The 22,214-nt window shown below is 65.0% G+C and carries 12 protein-coding genes, 3 pseudogenes and 1 riboswitch; of the genes and pseudogenes, 9 read left to right on the top strand and 6 right to left on the bottom strand.

Annotated elements, in window-relative coordinates; translation table 11 throughout:
• Positions 1-14: 14 nt before the first annotated feature.
• Positions 15-2,252 carry an NADP-dependent isocitrate dehydrogenase gene (locus H7K34_RS08455; RefSeq protein ID WP_264061413.1) on the bottom strand — a complete coding sequence of 746 codons (2,238 nt, stop codon included), beginning with the start codon at positions 2,250-2,252 and terminating at the stop codon, positions 15-17.
• A 126-nt stretch (positions 2,253-2,378) separates the two neighbouring features.
• Positions 2,379-2,500, top strand: a riboswitch (SAM riboswitch).
• Positions 2,501-2,674: 174 nt separating this feature from the next.
• Between H7K34_RS08455 and H7K34_RS08450 the strand changes: the two genes are divergently transcribed.
• From H7K34_RS08450 to H7K34_RS08440, 3 genes are read left to right on the top strand one after another with little or no spacing between them, the layout of a single operon-like run.
• A complete protein-coding gene (locus H7K34_RS08450) occupies positions 2,675-4,033 on the top strand; it encodes a bifunctional o-acetylhomoserine/o-acetylserine sulfhydrylase (RefSeq protein WP_264061412.1) in 1,359 nt (452 codons plus the stop codon).
• A 10-nt stretch (positions 4,034-4,043) separates the two neighbouring features.
• Positions 4,044-5,195, top strand: a complete 1,152-nt coding sequence (gene metX / locus H7K34_RS08445; protein ID WP_264061411.1) for a homoserine O-acetyltransferase MetX — start codon at positions 4,044-4,046, stop codon at positions 5,193-5,195.
• Complete coding sequence (locus H7K34_RS08440) at positions 5,192-5,926, top strand: class I SAM-dependent methyltransferase (protein WP_108921343.1); 735 nt, start codon at positions 5,192-5,194, stop codon at positions 5,924-5,926. Before metX ends, H7K34_RS08440 begins: the two co-directional genes overlap by 4 nt.
• Here H7K34_RS08440 and H7K34_RS08435 read toward each other — a convergent pair.
• A pseudogene (locus H7K34_RS08435) lies at positions 5,920-7,854 on the bottom strand (APC family permease); the annotation flags it as partial. The gene H7K34_RS08440 and the pseudogene H7K34_RS08435 sit on opposite strands and share 7 nt — an antisense overlap.
• Positions 7,855-7,865: 11 nt before the next feature.
• A pseudogene (locus H7K34_RS08430) lies at positions 7,866-9,782 on the bottom strand (APC family permease); the annotation flags it as partial.
• 503 nt (positions 9,783-10,285) lie between these two features.
• On the opposite strand from H7K34_RS08430, the gene H7K34_RS08425 reads away from it, so the two are divergent.
• The 3 genes from H7K34_RS08425 to H7K34_RS08415 all read left to right on the top strand — a co-directional run bounded on the left by H7K34_RS08425 (position 10,286) and on the right by H7K34_RS08415 (position 14,839).
• On the top strand, positions 10,286-12,067 hold the full coding sequence (locus tag H7K34_RS08425) for an NAD-binding protein (protein WP_264061581.1): 1,782 nt from the start codon (positions 10,286-10,288) through the stop codon (positions 12,065-12,067).
• Positions 12,068-12,069: 2 nt separating this feature from the next.
• Positions 12,070-13,401 carry a PPE family protein, SVP subgroup gene (locus H7K34_RS08420; protein WP_264061410.1) on the top strand — a complete coding sequence of 444 codons (1,332 nt, stop codon included), beginning with the start codon at positions 12,070-12,072 and terminating at the stop codon, positions 13,399-13,401.
• 127 nt (positions 13,402-13,528) lie between these two features.
• A complete protein-coding gene (locus tag H7K34_RS08415; protein WP_264061409.1) occupies positions 13,529-14,839 on the top strand; it encodes an MFS transporter in 1,311 nt (436 codons plus the stop codon).
• Here the strand turns inward: H7K34_RS08415 and H7K34_RS08410 are convergent.
• The gene (locus H7K34_RS08410; protein WP_264061408.1) at positions 14,836-16,296 is read right to left on the bottom strand and encodes an FAD-dependent oxidoreductase; all 1,461 of its coding nucleotides are present in this window, start codon (positions 16,294-16,296) and stop codon (positions 14,836-14,838) included. The two genes, H7K34_RS08415 and H7K34_RS08410, sit on opposite strands and share 4 nt — an antisense overlap.
• Positions 16,297-16,565: 269 nt before the next feature.
• Between H7K34_RS08410 and H7K34_RS08405 the strand changes: the two genes are divergently transcribed.
• Complete coding sequence (locus tag H7K34_RS08405; protein ID WP_264061407.1) at positions 16,566-17,090, top strand: DUF732 domain-containing protein; 525 nt, start codon at positions 16,566-16,568, stop codon at positions 17,088-17,090.
• Here the strand turns inward: H7K34_RS08405 and H7K34_RS08400 are convergent.
• Together H7K34_RS08400 and H7K34_RS08395 are read right to left on the bottom strand one after the other, a co-directional pair.
• Positions 17,087-17,371, bottom strand: a complete 285-nt coding sequence (locus tag H7K34_RS08400; protein WP_108921315.1) for a DUF3017 domain-containing protein — start codon at positions 17,369-17,371, stop codon at positions 17,087-17,089. The two genes, H7K34_RS08405 and H7K34_RS08400, sit on opposite strands and share 4 nt — an antisense overlap.
• Positions 17,368-18,213, bottom strand: coding sequence for a bifunctional methylenetetrahydrofolate dehydrogenase/methenyltetrahydrofolate cyclohydrolase (locus H7K34_RS08395; RefSeq protein ID WP_264061406.1), 846 nt, complete (start codon positions 18,211-18,213; stop codon positions 17,368-17,370). The genes H7K34_RS08400 and H7K34_RS08395 overlap by 4 nt, the downstream gene beginning before the upstream one ends.
• A 39-nt stretch (positions 18,214-18,252) precedes the next feature.
• On the opposite strand from H7K34_RS08395, the pseudogene H7K34_RS08390 reads away from it, so the two are divergent.
• Positions 18,253-19,477: pseudogene (locus tag H7K34_RS08390) on the top strand (NADH:flavin oxidoreductase).
• Positions 19,478-19,553: 76 nt separating this feature from the next.
• Positions 19,554-22,214 carry an ATP-binding cassette domain-containing protein gene (locus H7K34_RS08385; RefSeq protein WP_264061405.1) on the top strand — a complete coding sequence of 887 codons (2,661 nt, stop codon included), beginning with the start codon at positions 19,554-19,556 and terminating at the stop codon, positions 22,212-22,214.

The following is a 22,214-nucleotide window of genomic DNA, read 5'->3' as shown; positions in this document are numbered from 1 at the left end:
CCTCCCTCGCCGCGTCAGCCTTGCGCAGCCGCCAGCGCCTCATTGAACGTCTTGCTCGGCCGCATGATCGCAGTCGTCTTCTCGTCGTCCGGCTGATAGTAACCGCCGATGTCGACCGTTTCGCCCTGCACCTTCGCGAGTTCGGCCACGATGGCTTCCTCTTTGCGGCCCAACGAATCGGCGAGCTTGGCGAAGTGGTTGCGCAACTCTTCATCGTCGGACTGCGCGGCAAGTTCCTGGGCCCAGTACAGCGCCAGGTAGAACTGGCTGCCCCGGTTATCGAGTTCGCCGGTCTTGCGCGACGGACTCTTGTTGTTGTCCAACAGCTTGCCGATCGCGGCATCCAGCGTCTTGCCCAGGATCTTCGCGCGCTCGTTATCGGTCTTGATGCCGACGTCTTCGAAACACGCTCCCAGCGCAAGGAATTCACCCAGAGAGTCCCAACGCAGGTGATTCTCCTCGACGAGTTGGTGGACGTGCTTGGGCGCTGAACCGCCCGCGCCGGTTTCATACATTCCGCCGCCGGCCATCAACGGCACGATGGACAGCATCTTGGCGCTGGTGCCCAGCTCGAGGATCGGGAACAGGTCGGTGAGGTAGTCGCGCAAGATGTTGCCCGTCGCGGCAATGGTGTCCTGCCCGCGCATCGCGCGTTCGATGGTGTGCCGCATGGCCCGTTCCTGCGACATCGTCGAGATGTCGAGGCCCTCGGTGTCGTGGTCGGCCAGGTAAGTGTCGACCTTCTTGCGCAATTCGCTCTCGTGCGGACGCTCCTGGTCGAGCCAGAACACCACCGGCATGCCCGAGTTTCGCGCCCGGGTGACGGCCAGCTTGACCCAGTCGCGGATCGGCTCGTCCCTGACGATGGGCATCCGCCAGATGTCGTCAACTTCCACGTCTTGTGTCAGCAAGACCTCGCCGGTGTCGAGGTCGACGATCTTGGCGACACCGTCTTCGGGGATCTCGAACGTCTTGTCGTGCGAGCCATACTCCTCGGCCTGCTGCGCCATCAGGCCGACGTTGGGCACGGTGCCCATCGTGGTCGGATCGAAGGCTCCGTGTGTCTTGCAGAAGTTGATGATCTCTTGATAAATGCGCGCGAAAGTCGACTCGGGATTGACGGCCTTGGTGTCCTTTTGCCGCCCGTCGGCGCCGTACATCTTGCCGCCGGCGCGGATCATCGCCGGCATTGACGCGTCCACGATCACGTCGCTGGGCGAGTGAAAGTTACTGATGCCCTTGGCCGAGTCGACCATGGCCAACTCGGGACGGTGTTCGTGACAGGCATGCAGGTCGCGGATGATTTCGTCGTGCTGCGACGCGGGCAGCGACTCGATCTTGTCGTACAGGTCGACCAATCCGTTGTTGACATTGACGCCGAGCTCGTCGAAGAGCGCCTGATGCTTGGCGAAGGCGTCTTTGTAGAAGACCTTGACGGCGTGTCCGAAGACGATCGGGTGGGAGATCTTCATCATCGTCGCCTTGACGTGCAACGAGAACATCACGCCGGTCTTGTAAGCGTCCTCGATCTCTGCTTCATAGAACTCGCAGAGCGCCTTGCGGCTCATGAACATGCTGTCGATGATGTCGCCTTCACGCAGTGACACCGTGGCCTTGAGCACGATCGTCTTGCCGCTCTTGGTCTCCAGCTCCATCTTCACGCTGCGCGCACGGTCCAGCGTGATCGACTTCTCGCCGTGATAGAAGTCGCCGTGCTTCATGGTCGCGACATGCGTGCGCGACGCCTGTGACCACTTCCCCATACTGTGCGGGTGCTTGCGCGCGTACTCCTTGACCGCGTTGGGTGCCCGGCGGTCCGAGTTCCCTTGGCGCAACACCGGGTTGACAGCGCTACCAAGGCATTTCGAATAGCGATCGCGAACTTCTTTGTCCTCGTCCGTCTTCGGGCTCTGCGGAAAGTCCGGAATCTTGTATCCCTTGCCTTGCAGTTCCTTGACGGCGGCCACCAGCTGGGGCACCGAGGCACTGACGTTCGGGAGCTTGATGATGTTGGTGTCGGCCAGCTTCGCCAGCCGGCCTAGTTCTGCCAGGTTGTCCGGAACCCGCTGCTCTTCGGTCAGGTGCTCCGGGAACTCGGCGAGGATCCGGGCCGCGACGGAGATGTCGCTGGTCTTGATCTCGATGCCCGCCGGCTCGGCGAAGGCTCGCACGATCGGCAGGAAGGCGTAGGTCGCCAGCAAAGGCGCCTCGTCGGTCAGCGTGTAGATGACGGTCGGTTGTTCGGCGCTCACGGACGTCCCTCTCCCGGTCAGATTTTGGGGGGCTCAGCGTTATGGTTGCCACGTTATCAAGGGCGTTTGAGCAGGTGTCGACCTGGCATTGGCATCCAGTCGGCTCGGTAAGATATTGTTCGTAGTGGTCATGAGCGCCAGCATCAAGCCCCGGCTTGCTGGCCGGCAACCCTCCAACCGCGGTGGGGTGCCCCGGGTGATGACCAGGTTGAGTAGCCATAGCACCGGCTATCCGGCAAGCGCGGGTCCGCCATGACGGGCCCCTGACTAGACAGGGAACGTGATGCGCAGTCATCCCACTTATCCGCGTCTCAAGTGTGCGTCGGTGCTGAACCACCGACCGCCGGCTGACGTCATAGATGGTGGCGTCCCGGGCGGCTACCAGCACCTCGATACGCCCCCTTCCAGCAGAAAGCCCGCTCATGAGCGCCGATAGCGACAGCGACCCAACTGCGAACTGGTCCTTCGAAACCAAGCAGGTTCACGCCGGCCAGCAGCCCGACCCGGCCACCCACGCCCGCGCCCTGCCGATCTACCAGACCACCTCGTACGTGTTCGACGACACCACTCATGCCGCGGCGCTGTTCGGGCTCGAGGTCCCGGGCAACATCTACACCCGGATCGGCAACCCGACTACCGACGTCGTCGAACAGCGCATCGCCGCACTCGAAGGCGGCGTCGCAGCGCTGTTTTTGAGCTCCGGACAGGCCGCTGAGACATTCGCCATATTGAACCTCGCATGTGCCGGCGATCACATCGTGTCCAGCCCGCGCCTCTACGGTGGCACGTATAACCTGTTCCACTATTCGCTGGCGAAGGTCGGTATCGACGTCAGCTTCGTCGAGGATCCCGACGATCTGGACTCGTGGCAGGCGGCCGTACGGCCCAACACCAAGGCCTTCTTCGCCGAGACGATCTCCAACCCGCAGATCGACATCCTGGACACCCCGGGCGTCGCCGGCGTGGCCCACGCCAACGGCGTGCCGCTGATCGTCGACAACACCATCGCCACGCCATACCTGATCCAGCCGTTCACGCAGGGCGCCGACATCGTGGTGCACTCCGCCACCAAGTACCTGGGCGGTCACAGCTCCGCGATCGCCGGAGTCATCGTCGACGGCGGCACCTTCGACTGGACGCAGGGCCGCTTCCCCGGGTTCACCACGCCCGACCCCAGCTACCACGGCGTGGTGTTCGCCGAGTTGGGACCGCCGGCATTCGCCCTCAAGGCGCGCGTGCAGTTGCTGCGCGACTTCGGCTCCGCGGCCGCACCGTTCAACGCGTTCCTGGTGGCCCAAGGCCTTGAGACGCTGAGCCTGCGGATCGAGCGCCACGTCGCGAACGCGCAGCGGGTCGCCGAGTTCCTCGAGAGCCACGACGGCGTGCAGTCGGTCAACTACGCCGGGCTGCCCAGCTCGCCGTGGCACGAGCGGGCAAAGAAGCTGGCGCCCAAGGGAACCGGCGCCGTGTTGGCGTTCGAGCTGGCCGGTGGTATCGAGGCCGGCAAGGCGTTCGTCAACGCCCTGCAACTACACAGCCACGTCGCCAACATCGGCGACGTGCGCTCGCTGGTGATTCATCCGGCGTCCACCACCCACGCCCAGCTGAGTCCCGCCGAGCAGCTGACCACCGGCGTAAGCCCCGGATTGGTGCGGCTGGCGGTCGGCATCGAGGGCATTGACGACATCCTGGCCGACCTCGAGCTCGGCTTCGCCGCGGCACGGAAATTCGGCACACCCGCGGGCGCCAGCGGCGACCCGCAGGCCGTGGCGGCCTTCTGAGGACTCTGACATGACCATCTCCGACGTCCCCACCCAAACGTTGCCCGCCGAAGGCGAAGTCGGCCTGGTCGATATCGGCTCGCTGACTACCGAGAGCGGCGCGGTGATCGACGATGTCTGTATCGCGGTACAGCGCTGGGGTGAGCTGTCACCGACGCGCGACAACGTGGTGGTGGTACTGCACGCCCTCACCGGCGACTCCCACATCAACGGTCCGGCCGGGCCCGGGCACCCCACGCCCGGCTGGTGGGACGGCATCGCGGGGCCGGGCGCACCGATCGACACCAACCGGTGGTGCGCGGTGGCTACCAATGTGCTGGGCGGCTGCCGTGGCTCCACCGGGCCGAGTTCGCTTGCCCGAGACGGAAAGCCGTGGGGTTCCCGGTTTCCGTTGATCACCGTGCGCGACCAGGTGCAGGCGGACATCGCCGCGCTGGACGCGCTGGGCATCAGTCAGGTTGCCGCCGTAGTCGGCGGATCCATGGGCGGCGCAAGGGCTTTGGAATGGATGGTCGGCCACCCCGAACGGGTCCGGGCTGGATTGCTACTGGCCGTCGGCGCGCGTGCCACTGCCGACCAGATCGGCACCCAGACCACCCAGATCGCGGCGATCAAGACCGACCCGGACTGGCAGGATGGTGATTACCACGGCACCGGGCGTGCTCCGGATGCCGGGCTGGCCATCGCCCGCCGTTTCGCGCACCTGACCTATCGCAGCGAGGTCGAGTTGGACGACAGGTTCGCCAACGACGGCCAACGCGGAGAGGACCCGTCCAACGGCGGGCGCTACGCGGTGCAGAGCTATCTGGAACACCAGGGCGCCAAGATCTTGGCCCGTTTTGACGCCGGCAGCTACGTGACCCTGACCGAGACGCTGAACAGCCACGACGTCGGTCGCGGCCGCGGCGGGGTCGCCAAAGCACTGCGCGGGTGCCCGGTACCGGCCGTGGTCGGCGGGATCACCTCCGACCGGCTCTATCCGCTGCGCTTGCAGCAGGAGATGGCCGAGCTGCTGCCGGGCTGCGCCGAGTTACAGGTTGTCGACTCCATCTTCGGACATGACGGCTTCTTGGTGGAAACCGAAGCAGTGGGCGAATTAATCCGCAAGACACTGGATTTGGCCTCCGAGACCGGCCCTGCCGAAGGCGCGTGCCAACGGTGACCCGGTCTAGGCACGACCGCTCCCTATCGTTCGGTTCCGCGGCCGCAGCCTATGAGCGTGGACGCCCGTCGTATCCGCCCGAGGCGATCGATTGGCTGTTACCACGCGGGGCGCGTCAGGTGCTCGATCTGGGTGCCGGCACCGGCAAGCTGACCACTCGGCTGGTGGAACGTGGCCTCGAGGTCGTGGCGGTGGACCCGATTCCGGACATGCTCGAGGTGCTGAGCGCCTCGCTGCCGGAGACTCGCGCGGTACTCGGCACCGCCGAAGAGATTCCGTTGGAGGACAACAGCGTTGACGCAGTGCTGGTCGCCCAGGCGTGGCACTGGGTGGATCCCGAACGGGCGATTCCCGAAATCGCCCGGGTGCTGCGGCCCGGCGGGCGGCTGGGCCTGGTGTGGAACACCCGCGACGAGCGGCTCGGCTGGGTGCGGGAGCTCGGCCGGATCATCGGTAGCGACGGCGACGTCGGCCGATTCGACGTGACGCTGCCGGCTCCGTTCTCCGAGCGCGAGCGTCATCAAGTCGAGTGGACGAATTACCTTACGCCACAAGCATTGATCGACCTGGTGGCGTCGCGCAGCTACTGCATCACCTCGCCGGCCGAGGTGCGCACCCAAACCCTCGAACAGGTACGCGAGTTGCTGGCCACTCATCCGGCGTTGGCGAATTCGACCGGGTTGGCGATGCCCTACGTCACCGTGTGCATCGCGGCGACGCTGTCCGACTGAGGCGCCGACGCGGCTATCCGCGACTCGATGTCATACGGCACGATGATCGCGGTCGCACCCCGGATGCGGCTGACCGCGCGAGCCATCTTGTCCGCGGTGCGGTCGTGCAACAGCCGGCCCAGCAGCGGCGAAAAGGTGCGGCGCGGCAACAGCACCGTCACCTTGCTGCCCGGATGATCGTTGAGCACCCGCCAGACCAAGTCGTGCGCAGCTCGATTCAAGTGACGATCCGGGCAGTTGATCAACCACAGCGGGGTGTCGTGCTCGAAGCGGTCCCAGAGCACGCGCAGCCGCCTCGCACGATCCACGTCGATGACGAAATGCACCGCGGTGAGCTCGTCGGCATGCAGCCCGTACCCGAGGCGCAATGCCTCGACCTCGGCGAGGTCAACCGAATCCACGAACACCAGCACCTGAAGCCGCGGATGCCGAGTCAGGTCGATGTCGTCGCCATGCGACATCTCCAGCACAGACGCCTCGGCGCGGTACTTGTGGTTGAGCCGCATCAAGGTCAACACCAGCACCGGAAACACAATGACGATGAGCCACGCACCTTCGGTGAACTTGGCCACCGCGAAGATTCCCACCACGATCGTCGACAACACCCCAGCCGACAAATTCACGATGACTTTGCATCGCCAGCCCTGCTCACGGTGGCCCAGATGGTGTTTGGCCATGCCGAAGCCGGCCATCGCGAATCCGGTGAACACGCCGATCGCATAGAACGGCACCAGCGCGCTGACCTTTGCCTCGGTGATCACCAGCAGTGTCAGGGCCAGCGCGGTGAGGGTAAGGATGCCATTGGAGAACACCAGACGATGACCGCGCCTCGTCAGCGGCCGGGGCAGAAAACGGTCCTCGGCCACGAAACTGGCCAAACTGGGGAATCCGTTGAAGCTGGTGTTACAGCCCGTGAACAGGATCGCCGCGGTCGACGCCTGCAGCAGAAAATACAAGATGTGGCCGATCACGCCGTTGCCGAAGACCGCGTGGGCGATCTCGGACAACATCGACGGATATTCGTCCAGATACGGTACGGCGTGGGTGACATGCGCCAGCCAGGCCACCCCCGCCAGCAAGAACCCGAGGATGCACGCCATCAGCGTGATGACCCGACGGGCGTTGACGCCTTCGGGCTTCTGGAAAACATCGACCGTATTGGAGACTGCCTCAAGACCGGTCAGTGAGGTGCCACCATTGGCGAACGCTCGCAACACAATCAGCACGGTCGCACCCATCACGATGCCACCGCCCTGATGCACCGGTACTGCCCCGGCAAGGTGCCCTGGATCGTATTTCGGTAAGCCCCAGATAATTTCACGAACGAAACCGGTCACGATCGTCACCGTGATCATGGTGACGAACGCGAAGGTGGTCATCGCAAACGCCCGGCCCGACCGCCGCAGTCCGCGCAGGTTGATGAGACAGATGAGCGCCACCGCGGCCAGCGTGATTTCCAGGTGATAGGGACGCAGCGGCGGAATGGCCGAGACCACCGCCACGGTCGCGGCAGCGGGTTGCACGGCCACGGTGACCACGTAGTCGATCAGCAGCGCTGAGGCGGCGACCTGTGCCACCCGGGGACCGAAGTTCTCCCGCGCGACGGTGTAGGAGCCGCCGGACCGCGTGTAGGTCATTACAACCTGACGATAGGACGCGGACACCAGCACCAGAATCACCAGAATCACGCCGGTGATCGGAAGCAACAACGCAAACGCGGCCATTCCGGCGGCCGGCAACAGCTCGATCATGATCTGCTCAGGACCGTAAGCCGTAGAGGAGATAGCATCCGGTGAAAGTGCGCCAAGTGCAACAGGAATCGACAGTCGCTCCGAGTCCAACTGATCGGTGGTCAGCGGCTTCCCGAGAAAGATCCGCCTACATTTGTCGACAAATGAGAGCGGTATTCCGGCGACCGGTGTCGTCATGCTCGAGCCACCTCCGCGATCCGGGACTCGATGTCGTAGGGCACGATCTGCGCGGTCGCGCCCGGGATGCGGCTGACGGCGCGCGCGATCTTGTCCGCGGTGCGGTCGTGCAGCAGCCGTCCTACCAGCGGCGAATACGTTCGGCGCGGCAACAGTACCGTCACCTTGGTGTCCGGGTGGTCGTCGAGCACCCGGACAACCAATTCGTATGCGGCCCGGGCCAAGTGACGGTCCGGGCAGTCGACCAGCCGCAGCGGGGAATGGTGTTCGAAGCGCTCCCAGCGCTGCCGCAGCCGCTCGGCACTGGCAGTGTCCAGCATGAAGTGCACCGCGGTCAGCTCGTCGGCATGCAACCCGTTGCCGTAGCGCAGTGCCTCGACCTCGGCAAGGTCGACGGCATCGACGAAAACCAGAACTCGATGTCGCGCGTACCGGGCCAGCACGGGACTTTCCGTGTGCGACATCTCCAGTACGGAAGCCTCGGCGCGGTACTTCTGGTTGAGCCGCATCAACGCGATCACCAGCAGCGGAAAGACGATGACGATGAGCCACGCACCTTCGGTGAACTTGGCCACCGCGAAGATTCCCACCACGACCGTTGACAAGGACCCCGCCGACAGGTTCACGATCAGGTTGCGTCGCCAACCCGGCCCACGATCGGTCAGATAATGCTTGGTCATGCCGAAGCCGGCCATCGCGAACCCGGTGAACACGCCAATCGCGTAGAACGGCACCAGGGCGTCCACCGAGCCGCCGGTGATGACGAGCAATGCCACAGCCAATGCCGTCAAGGTGAGGATGCCATTGGAGAACACCAGGCGATGACCGCGTTTCATCAGCGGGCGGGGCATAAATCGGTCCTCGGCCACGAAACTGGCCAACGCGGGGAATCCGTTGAAACTGGTATTACCTCCGGTGTAGAGGATCGCCGCGGTCGACGCCTGCAGCAGAAAATACAAGATGTGGCCGATCACGCCGTCGCCGAAGACGGCGCGGGCGATCTCGGACAACATCGACGGGTAGCCGTCGACATACGGTGCGGCGTGCGTAACATGCGTCAGCCACGCCACACCGGCCAGCAGAAAACCGAGCAGGCATGCCATCACGGTCATTACCCGACGCGCATTGCTGCCCTCGGGTTTGCGCAAGCTGTTGACGGTGTTGGAGATCGCCTCCACACCAGTCAACGAAGAGCCGCCATTAGCGAACGCGCGCAACACAATCAGAATCGTTGCGCCCATCACCAATCCGCTGCCCTGGTGAACCGGAACCACTCCGGCCATGTGTTGCGGATCGTATGTCGGAAGGCTGCCGAGCAGCTCTCGGACGATCCCGACGACGATCGTGAGCGAGACCATGGCCGTGAAGGCGTAGGTCGGCACCGCGAAACGAGCCCCGGCTTCCCGCAGTCCGCGCAGGTTCGCGAAGCACATGATCAGCACCACGCCCACGGTGATCTCCAGGCTGAAGGGACCCAGTGCCGGTATCGCCGAGACAACCGCAACCGTCCCGGCGGCGCACTGCACCGCGACGGTAACCACGTAGTCGATCAACAGCGCCGCGGCGGCAACCTGCGCCACCCGCGGACCGAAGTTCTCGCGAGCGACCACATATGATCCGCCTGATCGTGTATAAACCATCACGACCTGCCGATACGATGCTGACACCAGCACCAGGATCAACAAGATCACGCCGGTGATCGGAAGCAATAACGCAAACGCGGCCATTCCGGCGGCCGGCAACAGCTCGATCATGATCTGCTCAGAACCGTAAGCCGTAGAGGAAATGGCGTCCGGTGAGAGCACGCCCAATGCGACGGGATTCGACAATCTCTCGTGCTGGAGCTGATCGGTGATCAATGGCTTTCCGAGCAATCCACGCTTACACACGTCGGAGAACGAAGACCACGACTGCTGTTCTTCAGCCAAAGGTGTTGCCACAGAGCATATTCCTAACCCCAATTGATTAATTCCGCCGAAAGCCTAGCGACTCAAACATGCCGTGTCTCCTCCCCGTTTGGCGACAGAGAACACGAAAGTCGACAAAGACACAGAATGTTGCCAGGCATACTGGCAGGACATTCGCAGATATTCATCTCGCCGTAACAAACGAGCCCCCCAGGTGGCCAAAAGCCCAGAATCAGCAGGACATTTCGGAGACAAAGGGTCGTCTTCCAAAGTTATTGTGAGATAAGCCACCTACCTCGCAGGAGGCTGTGGCGGGGACGCTTCCCGCTGCGATCGGCCATTTCGATTAGCCCAATTTCGATTACATCTATTGCGCAGCAACTACTTTAGCGATCTCATTGGGAGTCTCAGCAAAATTTCAGCGAGTTCTACTGCGGCTCACAGCTATTCATCGGCTGCTAGGATCGCCCAAATCTCCTGGACAAGTCGGTCCAGACCTACATTACGCGGAGGTGTCGATTACCATGCACCAGTGCGTCATCGTCAGCGGTGATGACGCGCTGGCGACGACGATCATCGAGGAGTTGAAAAGGGCAGGCGCAAGCGTTGCCAGGCTCCTCGATTCTGAACTCGCCGGCGCCCGCGTAAAGACCGAGCTTGCCAAAGCCGGAGTGGCCCACGCAGCGGCCGTTGTCTGCGCCGGAATTGACGACGCGACAAACCTCGAGATCGCACTGTTGGCACGAAAAGCCAACCCCGACATTCGCGTTGTAGCGCGGCTGGCCAACGACGTGCTACGGGAAGCAGTCGCCGCAGATGATGAGCCCAGCGCGATCCTCGGTGTCGCGGACCTCGCGGCGCCGGCGGTCGTCGAGGCGTGCCTGGCGCGCACCACGCATCCCTTCGAGGCAGCAGGCCTGCAGTTCGTGGTCTTCGGCTCCGCGGCGCCATACGACGCGACCCTGCGTGAAATCCATGGTGACCTCGCCCCGGTTGCAATTGTCAAGGGCGACAATTCTTTTAACTCTGGCAAGGTAGTGGTATGTCCCGGGCGTGATATGCGGGTCAATGCGGGTGACTGGGCGGCGATGATCGGCACTACCGAGGAGCTGGCCGCCTGCGGCATCGAGGCCCCGCGTCAGACCGGAACGCGTTCACGCCAGTCGCGGCCGCGACGGATCCTGGTTGCGGCGCGCGCACTGTCCAATGAAGTCAACCCGGCGTTCTATCCGATGATCGCCGCCCTCGGGATTCTGGTCGTCGGTTCGACGACGTTGCTGCACTTCTCCTACACAAATCCCGGGATGTCCTGGGTCGACGCCTTCTACTTCACCAACGAAACGATCAGCACGACAGGTTACGGCGACTTCAGCTTCGCCAAGCAGCCGACCTGGCTGCGGATGTACGCCGCGCTGTTGATGTTGGGCGGCGTGACCACCACCGCGCTGCTGGTCGCCTTCGTCGCCGATGTGATGCTGTCCCGCCGCTTCGTCTGGTCATCCGGACGCCCACGGGCACGGCACCTGCGCAACCACGTCATCGTCGTCGGGCTCAGCGCGCTCGGCATCCGGGTCGTCACCGATCTGACCGCGGAAGGGTACGACGTGGCGGTGATCGAGCGCGATCAGGGCAACCCATTCCTGTCCACAATGGCCGAACTCGACGTACCGGTGATCTTCGGTGACGCCACTCTGCGACAGACGCTGGAAGCAGCACGCGTCGAAACCGCCTGTGCGGTAGCGGTATTGACCCGTGATGACATGGTCAACATCGAGACCGGCATCGTGCTTCGCGAGATGTTGAGCTCACACGAGGGACCCGCCGGCAACCGATGGGGTGCGGTCCCGGTGGTGCTGCGCGTGTACGACCATGACCTCGGATCCGCGGTCGCGCAGCGATTCGGTTTCGAAAACGTCCGTTCCACCGTCGAGCTAGCCGCGCCGTATTTCATCGGGGCCGCAATGGGTCTGCAAGTGCTGGGCACGTTCTCGGTACAGAACCGATCCTTCTTGGTCGGCGGAATGCATGTGCAGGCCGGCAGCGAACTAGACGGGATGCAGATGTTCGAGCTGTCAACGCAAACCCGTGTCATCGCAATCACCCGGGAGGACGCTCCGACCTGTCTGCATCCCCGTCGCGATGCGCGGCTCAGCGCCGGAGACACCGTGTATCTCGTCGGCCCGTACCGGGAACTGCTGGCAACGCTGCGCAAAGGACAGCCATCCCAGGATCCGCCCGCGGACGACGAAGTCGCCGACGATCAGCACCCGGATGGGAACTACGAGATGAAACGCCAGTCCGCATAGGCATGGACTTCGCGATGCTACCGCCGGAAGTCAACTCCGGTCGTATGTATGCCGGCCCCGGCTCGGGGCCGCTGCTTGTTGCCGCACAGGCATGGGAAACGATTGCCGCAGAACTACATTCGGCATCCCACTCCTACCAATCTGTAGTCTCGGGACTCACCGCCGGACCGTGGCTCGGCCCTTCGTCGGTGATGATGGCGGCTGCCGCCACCTCCTACGTGGCGTGGTTGAGCCGCACCGCCGCGCAAGCCGAGGAGACGGCCAGCCAAGCCCGAGTGGCAGTAGCCGCCTACGAAGCGGCATTCGCGGCGACGGTGCCCGTGCCGGTGGTCGCGGCCAACCGTAGTCTGCTGATGTCGCTGGTCGCCACCAATGTGTTGGGGCAGAACACCGCCGCGATCGCGGCAACCGAGGCCGAATACAGCGAGATGTGGGCCCAGGATGCCGGCGCAATGTATGACTACGAGGGTTCGGCGGCGTCGGCCACCCAGCTAACGCCGTTCACCGCCCCGCAGCACAACACCAATCCGGCGGCACCGGCCAGCCACGCAAGCGCGGCCGGCGAGACGTCGGGCGCAGGCAGGCACGGCAAGCTCTCGAGAGTCTCGCGAGCTGTTTCGACGGTGCCGCAACAGTTGAGCAGCTTTCTCACCGGCGGTACGGCCGAATCGTTGTCGCCCCTGGACATCCTCGACCTGGGCGCCGACGTCATTGCTTTCGGTTTGGACGCCCCGATGGCACCACTGGGAGCAATATCTCTGCCGATCGACCTCATCGGTGCCCAGACCGGTTTACACACCGATGACATCGTCAGTGGCTGGCAAGAGGCGGGGTCGGCGCCGCAGATCGTGGCGACCCCGGCACAGGTCGCGGCAACCCCGAACGTCGTTTCAACGCCCGTGGCGGCAGCACTGCGCGAGGCCGATGTCGTCGGCGGGGTGTCGGTACCGCCGACCTGGATCGCGGCGACCCCGGCGGTGGAACCGGTGGCGCTGGCATTGCCGGCAGCCGGCGTCGGCACCGGCGGACAAGCGATGGCAGCCAGCCTCGGGAGCGGGTTCGGCGAGATGGCCCTGGCCAATACCATCGGTCGCGTCGTGGGCGATGGCGTCGCCGGTCGGGGCTCGGATGCGCGCAAGCCGGCGCCGGCTCGACTGCGGGCAACGAGCGTCGCCACCACCGCGATCGATGAAGATGCGACCACCCAGGCCGAGCCGCGTGTCGTGGTGACCGGGGTCGCGGCGGAGATTCGTGACTTCGCCCGGCTGCGCGACGAGGGTCTGATAAGCGACCAGGAATTCATCGAGCAGCGCAATCACCTGCTCGGCCGTTGATGCCATTGTTAATTCATCACCGACCGCCGCCATCCAACAGTAGAACTGATTCTTAACGTTGTACTGGCACTGCGAATCACGCCGACGTCAGAGCTAAACATGCTGTCCCGCAGGGTATCTTAGGCTCGTGCCGACTGGTGCGCAGGGCGCCTCCGCGGTAACTCCGCAGCGGCTGAAGCCAATCCTGCTGCTCGCTTTGGTGGTCGGGCTGCAAAGCGCGGATGCCGGCACCGTGGGAGCGCTGGTTGTCCCGCTGACGCAGTCGTTTCACATCAACAACATTCAGGTTGGACTGCTGGTCACCGTGTCGACGGGCGTCGGTGCGCTGGCCACCCTGCTGGCCGGGCCGCTCGCCGATCGCACCGTGCGGGTTCGGCTGCTGTGGATAGCGCTGCTGGTGTGTTCGGTGGCAATGGCGTTGAGCGCGGCCAGCCCGAACTACGGCTGGTTGCTGGCTTGCCGGGTAAGCCTTGGCGCGGGCATCGCGGTCTCCGGGCCGGTGGTCGCCTCGCTGGTCGGCGACTACTTCAGGCCAGGCGAGCGCGGTCGCGTGTACGGCCTGGTGCTCGCCGGCGAGGGCAGCTGCACGGCGGTCGGGCTGCTGGTAGCAGGCGAACTCGGCGCGGTCAGCTGGCGGTTGGGCTTCGGCTGGCTGGCCATGGTGGGGTTCGGCCTTGCTCTCGCCGTGGCGACGATGCTGCGCGAGCCGCTGCGTAAACGCCACAGCCAGCAGCTGCGGCGTTGCTCGATCTGGCGGGAGCTGCGCTGGGTGCTCTCGATCCGTACCAATGTCGTTCTGATTGCCGCTTCGTCGTTTGGCTACTTCTTCTCCACCGGGCTGAGCACGTTCGGGGTAGCGCTGTTGTGTTGCCGGTTTCAGGTCGACCAGGCGGTGGCGACCATGCTGATCGCCGTCCTCGGCGTCGGCGCGCTGATCGGGGTGCTCAGTACCGGACGCATCGCCGACTGGCTCACCGACCGGGGTTACCTCAGCGCACGGATTGTGGTGGGCGGGACGGCTTTTCTGGCGGCGGCGGTGTTCATCCTGCCGACGCTGCTCGCCGATAACCTGCTACTGGCGCTGACATTCGCGTTTCTCGCCGGGATCGCCGTGGGCGGCGTCAACCCGCCGCTCAATGCGGCGAGGCTGGACATCGTGCATTCCCGGCTATGGGGCACCGCCGAAGCAGTGCGCAGCACGCTGGTGTCGATTTCCACGGGTATGGCGCCGATGGTGTTCGGCGCCGTGTCCACCGCACTGGGGAGCACGGCAAGCGCGTTGAGCGACACCTTCCTGATCATGCTGGCCACGCTGGTCGTCGCGGCCCGGCTGCTGTTATGCGTGGCTCGCCGCACCTACCCACGAGATGTCGCGACCGCCATGGCTTCTGAGGTACTGACGACTACGCGTCCAAGTCGCAAAGCAGTCAGCCTCTAGAATTTCAGGCCGGAGAACATGGTCTGGTTGGGGTCGTACTTCTGCCGCACACTGTTCAGTTGCGACAGATTCGACCCAAAGTAACGCGACGCCGCGCTGTTGGGCTCCAGATAGTTGACGTAGCCGCCGACCGAAAACTGTTGTACCGCCTGGTGAGCAGAGCTCAGCCACTGCGTGGCCGCCGACACCTGGTTGGCGGCGGGCTCGACATACCACTGCAACAACGCGGACTGCTTGCGCCACGGGAAGGCCGAATCCCCGGGCGCCACATCGGCGATGGCTCCGCCGAGCGGATCGACCAGCAGCCAAGCCCGCCCGGCCGACGCCGGCCATTGGCCGATCGCGGTAGCAATGGCATGGGCCGCTGCCGAATTGATCGTCGTAATCATATCGGACCCGGCCACGAAGCCGCGGGGCGATGACGTCGAGCTGCCCCCGGCCAGATAAGTCACCAAGTCCATTCGGTTCATCGTCTTGTTGGTCACCGCGCTGGGCTGCAAGCCGACCGCGGACTTGATCGCGTCAGCCATTCCCGCGGCACCGCCGGCAGGGCAGGTCGCCAGGATATGGCAGTTGGGCTCGCTGCCCCCGACTGCGAGATCGACCATGGCCCAAGCATTTCGATCGGCCCCATCTAGCCAGGTCTGCCAGCCCGCCAGCGCCTGCACAGCCGCCGACGGGGCGAACTCGAGCCGCACGACGTCGGTGTCGCCGGCCGCGAACGTCCCGAATGTCATCGACGTCGTCACCCCGAAATTGCCACCACCACCACCCCGCAAGGCCCAGAACAGATCCGGATGATCGTTGGGGGATGCGGTGACCACATCACCGCTGGGGAGCACCACCGTGGCCGACTGGAGCACGTCACAGGTCAGGCCGGCGTGCCGGGAATCGGCTCCTATCCCGCCGCCTAGCGTCAGTCCCGCGATACCGACCGTTGGGCAACTGCCCGTCGGGACACCGCGACCGGCGCTGGCGGATGCCTGGTGCACCGCCCATAGGTTCGCCGCCGGTGTGACCGTGACGTTGCCGCCGTCAAGGTTCGCCCCACCCGGAAGTCCGCGCAGGTCGAGCACCATCGTGCCGTTGGCGCTCGACGCGCCGATGTAGGAATGCCCACCGCCACGCGGCGCGATTTTGAGTTTGTTCGCCGTCGCGAATGCGACCGCCTTCTGTACGTCGGCCTGCGAGGAAACCGTGACGACCGCCACCGGGTTGGAGTTGTTGTAGAATGAGTTGAATATCTGCTTGCTGGAAGTGAATTGGGCACCGTTGGCCGGCAGCACGACACTGCCACCGATGGTGGAAGCCAAGCCATTCCAACTAGCAGCACCGGGGTCCGCGGCAGCACGAGTGGTCCCGAACATCGCGCCCGTCGCCAACATTGAAGCGGCGCCGCGGAGAAACGTCTGGCGCGAGATGCCATGCTCGGTCGGACGGCCGCAATTAGTCGTCATGCGCGCAGATTCTTATCCATTTCTCACTCAAAATCCGGCCATACCACCCGTGTCGGATCACAGTGTGGCGTCGATTGTCCAGTTCGCGAGCTTTGCTGGCCTGTAACGATTTCCGAGCAATAACCGATGTCTCAGGTGCGTCCCGCTGATGAAACGCATAGTGTGCAAACCTTGATCTCCCCGTGTCGCAAACGTGACTGCCATGGATCAGTCTTCGTAGTGTGATTTGAGTGCCTTCAGAGCACTCCGCGACAGATGGGGAAGCTGTCATGAAAGCAGTTGCTGCTGTGCAGGGTTGGGTCTGGCCGTTTCGCCAGCAACCCCTGACCATTCGCGTGCTGACCGCGGTGGCCGGGCTGCTCACCGTCGCCGCCGCCTTCGGCTCACCGCCGGCCGAGGCAGACGCGAACGCCGACGATGGCTTTATCGACGCGTTGAACCACGCCGGCATCGACTTCGGCCAACCCGGAAACGCGATGGCGGTGGGCGAATCCATCTGTCCGATGCTCGCCGCGCCCGGCGGGAGCTTCGCCGGGGCCGTGTCGAGCGTCAGACGCCAGGGCATGTCGCCGGCGATGGCTCAGATGTTCACCACGATCGCAATTCAGTCGTACTGCCCGCAAGCGATGGCCAACTTGGCCAGCGGCAATATGCCCAACATGCCCGGCGGTATGCCGAACATGCCCGGCGGCGCCATCCAGAACCTGCCGGGCGTGATGCCCAACATGGCCGGCGGTATGCCGAACGGTGGCGCCGTGGCGAACCTGCCCCAAATTACCGGCCCGGGGATTTAGCCCGTACCAAGCGGATCGATCGTCCAGGCGATATAGACCATCGTCGCCCCGACCGTCGCGGTCGTCATAAAGTCAATGCCCTTGCTGCGCACCACCAAAAGGCCGGCGCGGTCATCGGACAGCACCAACCGCAACGCCGCACCGACGCCGACGGCGATCCCGATCAGCAGAGAGCCGCGACGCCAGAAGTTGGCGCCCACCAACGCGAAGGCCGTCACGAAAATCAGCCCGACCAGCAGGATCGGCCACTGAGCTTTCGCTGCGGTCTTCGCCGAACTCATTGCCGCTCGGCCAGCTCGACCACGTTCGTCAGCAGGAACGCCCGGGTCAGCGGGCCGATGCCGCCGGGGTTCGGCGACACGTGCCCGGCGACCTCCCACACGTCGGGATGCACGTCGCCGGTGAGCTTGTCGTCCACCCGGCTGACACCGACGTCGAGCACCGCGGCGCCCGGGCGCACCATGTCGGCGGTCAATAGGTGCGGCACACCGACGGCCGCGACGATGATGTCGGCCTGCTTGGTCAGCGCCGGCAGATCACGAGTTCCGGTATGGCACAACGTCACCGTCGCGTTCTCGGAACGACGCGTCAGCAGCAGACCCAACGGCCGACCGACCGTGACGCCGCGGCCGATGACGACCACGTGCGCGCCGGCGATCTCGACGTCATAGCGGCGCAGCAGGTGCACGATGCCACGCGGCGTGCACGGCAGCGGGGCCGGGTTGTTGAGCACCAGCCGGCCCAGGTTCGTCGGGTGCAGCCCGTCGGCGTCCTTGGCCGGGTCGATGCGCTCCAGCGCCGCGTTCTCGTCGAGATGCTCGGGCAGCGGCAACTGCACGATGTAGCCGGTGCACTCGGGGTTGGCGTTCAGCTCGTCGATTGTCTCGTTCAGCTTGGCCGTCGAGATGTCGGCAGGCAGATCGCGGCGTATCGAGGTGATGCCCACCTTGGCGCAGTCGGAATGCTTACCGCGCACGTAGGCCTGTGATCCCGGATCGTCGCCGACCAGGATGGTGGCCAGGCCGGGCGTACGGCCCGCCGCGGTCAGTGCCGCAACTCGTTCGGAGAGGTCGACGAAGAGCTCGTCGCGGGTGGCCTTGCCGTCCAGTGTGATTGCGCCCACGGCGCCCAGTGTTCCATGCCGGAGGTCTAGTCTCCTGACATGCCCTCTGACCAGCCCACTGTTCCCGATGTGTTCAGTCCGGCCAAGCTCGGACCGATAACGCTGCGCAACCGGACCATCAAGTCCGCGACATTCGAAGCCCGCACGCCCGGCGCGCTGGTGAGCGACGACTTGATCGAATACCACCGGGCGCCGGCTGCCGGCGGCGTCGGCATGACGACCGTTGCCTATTGCGCCGTCTCCCCCGGCGGACGCACCGAGGGCAACGGACTCTGGATGCGCCCCGAGGCGGTGCCCGGGCTGCGCCGGCTCACCGACGCGATTCACGCCGAAGGCGCGGCGGTGAGCGCCCAGATCGGCCACGCGGGTCCGGTCGCCAATGCCAAATCCAACAAGGCCAAGGCCCTGGCGCCGGTGCGGTTCTTCAACCCGATCGGAATGCGCTTCGCCCGCAAGGCGACCCGCGACGATATCGAAGACGTGATCGCCGGGCACGCCAACGCGGCCCGGTTCGCCATGGAAGCCGGCTTCGACGCCGTCGAAATTCATTTGGGCCACAACTATTTGGCGAGTTCGTTCCTGTCCCCGTTGATCAACCGGCGCGACGACGAGTTCGGCGGATCACTGGAGAACCGGGCCAAAGTGGCCCGCGGGATGGTGATGGCCGTTCGGCGCGCGGTGGACAAAGGTGGACAAAGAAGGAACGCCGATCGCGGTCACCGCCAAGCTCAACATGGCCGACGGCGTGCGCGGCGGCATCAGCACCGAGGAGTCGCTGCGGACCGCGAAGTGGCTGCAAGACGACGGCGGGCTGGATGCGATCGAACTCACCGCCGGCAGCTCGCTGGTCAACCCGATGTACCTGTTCCGCGGCGACGCACCGCTCAAGGAGTTCGCCGGTGCGTTCAAGCCGCCGCTGCGCTGGGGCATGCGCATGACGGGCACCAAGTTCCTGCGCGAATACCCGTACCGCGAGGCCTATCTGCTGCGTGATGCCAAGCTGTTCCGCGCCGAGCTGTCGATGCCACTGATCCTGCTCGGCGGCATTTCCAACCGGGAGACGATGGACCTTGCGATGGCCGAGGGATTCGAGTTCGTCGCGATGGCCCGGGCGCTGCTGGCCGAGCCGGATCTGATCAACCGGCTCGCGGCCGACGGCGCCCGACACAGCGTTCATTCGGCGTGCACGCACTGCAATCGCTGCATGCCGACGATCTACACCCGCACTCACTGCGTGGTCACCGGAGCACCCGACAGAGTGTGAACACGCGGGCATAACGGGCCCGACGTGCCGCGATCGTACAAATGGCGAAACAGCCCCACCAGCTACAGTTGTGGCGATGAATGCCCCAGCCCCGCCGGTGTTGACCGTCCGGTATGACGGGTCTGAACGCACCTTCGCAGCAGGTCATGACGTGGTGGTCGGGCGCGATCTCCGGGCCGACATGCGCATCACGCACCCCCTGATTTCGCGCGCCCACCTGTTGCTGCGCTTCGACCAGGGCCGGTGGCTGGCGATTGACAACGGTTCACTCAACGGCACTTTCGCCAACGGTAGAAAAGTCCCGGTCGTCGATATCCATGACGGACAGAGCGTCAACATCGGAAACCCGGACGGACCATTGCTGACGTTCGAGGTCGGGCGCCACCAAGGCATGGCCGGGCGCCCGCCGCGGACCGAGTCGATGGGAATCCCGGTCGCGGCTCAGGCTGCCGGAACGGCGTGGCCGTCGTCACAGGCTTCGGGGCAGCCGGGTCCTCCGCTTGCCGCGCCACCCGGCCGGCAAACGAACTGGGGCGCGCCACCCCCGCCGCGACCGCATCCCGGCGCGCCGATCCAGCGGCCGGCACCGCCGGGACAGCCCGTGTATCCGACCTCGGTGGCACGACCGCCCGCCTATCCCCCGAGCGCTCCGCCGCACTATCCCCCGCCGCAGATATCCGGTGTGGCGCCGATGCCCGCCGCACCGAAGACCCAGATGGCGCCCGTGGCCGAAGCCAAATCGCCGGAGGTGGGGAATCTGGCGACCAAGATGTTTCAGGCGTTGCTGCCGTCCCGGTCGGGCGCGATCCAAAAGCCGGCCGGCGCGCAAACGATCGGCCGGGCCACCGACAACGACATCGTCATCCAGGACGTCCTGGCATCGCGCCATCACGCGTTCTTGATCCAGACGCCGCTCGGCACCGAGATCCGCGACGCGCACAGCGTCAACGGAACCTTCGTCAACGGCGTCCGCGTCGGCTCCGCGGTGCTGACCGAGGGCGACGTCGTCACGATCGGAAACGTCGACCTCGTCTTCAGCCGCGACACCCTGGTGCGGCGCACCGAAGCGGCCACCCGCACCGGCGGCCTCGAGGTGAACTCGGTCTGCTACACCGTCGAGCACGGAAAGCAACTGCTCGACCACATCTCGCTGACCGCCCGGCCCGGCACGCTGACCGCCATCATCGGCGGGTCCGGCGCCGGCAAGACCACGCTGTCACGGTTGATCGCCGGATACACCAGCCCCAGCTCCGGCACGGTGACTTTCGAAGGCCACAACATCCACACCGAGTACGCCTCGCTGCGCAGCCGGATCGGGATGGTCCCGCAGGACGACGTGGTGCACCGGCAGCTGACGGTCAACCAGGCGCTGGGTTACGCGGCCGAGCTGCGGCTGCCACCCGACACCAGCGAGGCCGAGCGCGCCCAGGTGGTCGCTCAAGTGCTCGAAGAGCTGGAGATGACCAAGCACGCCGACACCCGGGTCGACAAGTTGTCGGGCGGGCAGCGCAAACGCGCCTCGGTCGCGCTGGAACTGCTGACCCAACCTTCGCTGCTGCTGCTCGACGAGCCGACCTCGGGTCTGGACCCGGCGCTGGACCGTCAGGTGATGCTGATGCTGCGCCTACTCGCCGACGCCGGCCGCGTGGTGCTGGTCGTCACGCACTCGGTGTCCTATCTGGATGTCTGCGACCAAATCCTGCTGATGGCGCCGGGCGGCAAGACCGCGTTCCAGGGCTCGCCCGACCAGGTCGAGGCTGCCATGGGCACCCGCAACTGGGCCGACATCTTCGCCAGCGTCGGCGCCGATCCCGACGAGGCAAACCGCCGCTTCAAGGAGCGCAACCAGCAGTCGTTGGAACCGCCGGCTCCCGAAAGCCCGGCAGACCTGGGCGAGCCGCCGCCGACCAACCTACTGCGGCAGATATCGACGATCGCCCGGCGTCAGGTGCGGCTAGTCATCTCGGACCGCGGCTACACCATCTTCCTGGCGGTGTTGCCGTTCCTCATCGGCGCGCTGTCCCTGACCGTCAAGGGCCCCAAACCCGGTCTCGGCCCCGCCGATCCGCTCGGCCTAGCGCCAACCCAACCGCAGTACATCATGGTGCTCCTGAATATCGGCGCCATCTTCATGGGCACGGCGCTGACCATCCGCGACCTGATCGGGGAGCGCGCGATCTTCCGCCGCGAACAGGCCGTGGGCCTGTCCACCGGGGCTTACCTGTTGGCCAAGGTCATGGTGTTCTGCATCTTCGCGACCTTGCAGGCCGCGATCGCGGTTTTCATCGTGCGGCTCGGCAAAGGCGCGCCCACCCAGCCGGCGCTGTTCTTCGGTGATCCGACCGTGTCGTTGTTCGTCACCGTGGCGGCCGCGTGCGTCGCGTCGGCCATTTTCGGGCTGATGCTGTCCGCCCTTGCGCAGTCGAACGAACAGATCATGCCGCTGTTGGTGGTCTCGATCATGAGCCAACTGGTGCTGGCCGGCGGCATGATCCCGGTCTACCAGCGCCCGGGCCTCGAGCAACTGGCGTGGCTAACGCCGGCACGCTGGGGTTATGCGGCGGCCGCGTCGTCGATCGACTTTCCGGCGCTGGTGAAGGTCAAACAGATCCCGACGAACGACCCGGTATGGCAGCACTCGAAGCACATCATGCTTTTCGACATGGCCATGCTCGGCCTGCTGTGCATAAGCTATAGCGCGATCGTGTGGTGGAAGATCCGGCTGAAACGACGCTGA

Source organism: Mycobacterium montefiorense, assembly GCF_025823255.1.
GTDB classification, from domain to species: Bacteria; Actinomycetota; Actinomycetes; order Mycobacteriales; family Mycobacteriaceae; genus Mycobacterium; species Mycobacterium montefiorense.
Note: the sequence above shows the minus strand (reverse complement) of the source record. Positions and strands in the feature narration are given on the sequence as shown.

Coding starts and splice junctions, on each gene's coding strand:
- H7K34_RS08410 (WP_264061408.1), bottom strand. CDS start 16,296: ATGACGACTAATTGCGGCCGTCCGACCGAGCATGGCATCTCGCGCCAG.
- H7K34_RS08425 (WP_264061581.1), top strand. CDS start 10,286: ATGCACCAGTGCGTCATCGTCAGCGGTGATGACGCGCTGGCGACGACG.
- H7K34_RS08450 (WP_264061412.1), top strand. CDS start 2,675: ATGAGCGCCGATAGCGACAGCGACCCAACTGCGAACTGGTCCTTCGAA.
- metX (WP_264061411.1), top strand. CDS start 4,044: ATGACCATCTCCGACGTCCCCACCCAAACGTTGCCCGCCGAAGGCGAA.
- H7K34_RS08420 (WP_264061410.1), top strand. CDS start 12,070: ATGGACTTCGCGATGCTACCGCCGGAAGTCAACTCCGGTCGTATGTAT.
- H7K34_RS08385 (WP_264061405.1), top strand. CDS start 19,554: ATGAATGCCCCAGCCCCGCCGGTGTTGACCGTCCGGTATGACGGGTCT.
- H7K34_RS08400 (WP_108921315.1), bottom strand. CDS start 17,371: ATGAGTTCGGCGAAGACCGCAGCGAAAGCTCAGTGGCCGATCCTGCTG.
- H7K34_RS08405 (WP_264061407.1), top strand. CDS start 16,566: ATGAAAGCAGTTGCTGCTGTGCAGGGTTGGGTCTGGCCGTTTCGCCAG.